General features: G+C 42.6%; 2 protein-coding genes. Both read right to left on the reverse strand.

The genetic code is table 11. From position 1 onward, the window contains the following. Positions 1 to 477, reverse strand: a 477-nt coding sequence (locus tag QXV08_RS08675) for a hypothetical protein (RefSeq protein WP_342821547.1), incomplete at its 3' end; no start/stop codon positions are given. Continuing rightward, positions 474 to 1,457: a hypothetical protein gene (locus QXV08_RS08680; RefSeq protein WP_342784184.1), complete on the reverse strand. Its 984-nt coding sequence runs from the start codon at positions 1,455 to 1,457 to the stop codon at positions 474 to 476. The genes QXV08_RS08675 and QXV08_RS08680, both read right to left, overlap by 4 nt. Positions 1,458 to 1,595 lie beyond the last annotated feature (138 nt).

Here is a 1,595-nt window from a genome sequence, read left to right on the forward strand (position 1 = left end):
GCCTAATCCTGCATTCTTAGCTTTTTTTTCTAGGTTAATACCGTCTGCGATGATCTTATCAGCATTGGGAATCTCCCTCAGTAATCCTTTAATAATCCCTGTTCTTATGTAACCTTTTAACTCACTTCCTGGGATAATGTATTCATGCAGTACCTTGACTCTAGAGTTTAGTTCTATACTGGGCTTAGTTTTTATCGGGACTCTTAATCCACTTAAGAGTTCTCTTGACTCGAGTTCTTTGAGAAAGCTTGCTATTGCTTCTTTGGGTCTGGCACTCTTCAAGAGTATAGTAAATCTTCTTAAGACGTCTTCAGGAGCTTTCTCGAGGATCTCCTCAAAATTAATCAAGGTTAGCTCATCTCCACGAACTAACGCATCAATACCTATGACAGCTTCTCTACCGCCCCATACATGCACGGGGGTCACGGGCTCTAGAACTATGGTGAATACCTCTCTAAATAGTGACTCCCTACTCAAGCGCAACACCCGATAATCAATGGGTTAAAGACTAGGAGTGAGCCAATAATTGAAGTCTTAATAGGCCTGATTACAGGGTGTGGTGGTTTATTAACGTATATTATGCTTCCTGCCCCGGCATAGCTTAAGTACGGTAGTATGTGGAGGTCTTGAGGGGGTCCTGAATAACCAGCTAGTAATCTGGTATTCACGAAGCTGTTCATTAAGTCTACTGGCGGGTCTTCAAGAACGTAAGACCCTAGCAGTAAGTTATATCCAGCACATGCTTTCCTCTCAAAATATTTTGTGTTGATTTTTGCTTCGCCTTTAATCACGAACCTGCCTAGACCTCTGCTCTTTAGACCTCCTAATCCGATATCACCCGAAAGTTTTAGGAGTTCTTCAGCTGTTCTTAACACGTTGTCATTGTTGCTCTGAAGCATTACTATCATACTGCTCCTGGCTTTATACCCGGAAATTTTGAAGAGGTCGGCTGAGTTTGTTAATCTGTCAATCCTGTTGAGAACTGCCTCGAATCTTTCAATGGGTCCTGATTGCGGTACTTCTATGTTCTCTTCGCATAGTTTCAGGATTCTACCTACTATACAGAGTTCTCTAGTAGTGCTGTCTAGCTTTATAGTCGCTTTGTTATCTTTTACACTAGTTATGAGTAGGCGTCTGTGCTTTGTAAGGTCTTCTACTAAGCTGATTGCTGCACTCAACGTTACCCACTCGAAGCCAGCCTTCTTAGGCCTGATTCGAGATGGTAGTGGAGGTAGTGGCAAGACCGGCTCGTAATATCCTTCTTTCATAACTGCTGGGAGGACTGCTGATACTCTTAACTCATTCAGGATAGGGTCTATCGGACTTTGCCTTAGTACTAAGTTATGTAAAGCTATTAGTGCCCTATGTAGAGTTAGACCATCTATTATTGACTCGGCTCTACGCCACCCAACATGGTAGGGCGACGTAAACTCTATTTGAAGAGCCTTAACCAGCAATTACAGACACCAAATTAAGTGTAGAGGTTTTGTAGGGCTTCTTTTAGCTTCTCGAGTTGTGTTCTTAGGTCCTGGAGGTTCTTGAATTCTATTGTAGAAACTTCAGAGATCATTCTGCCTGACTCAATATTCCTGGGG

The organism is Desulfurococcus sp. (assembly GCF_038881575.1).
Taxonomy (GTDB): domain Archaea; phylum Thermoproteota; class Thermoprotei_A; order Sulfolobales; family Desulfurococcaceae; genus Desulfurococcus.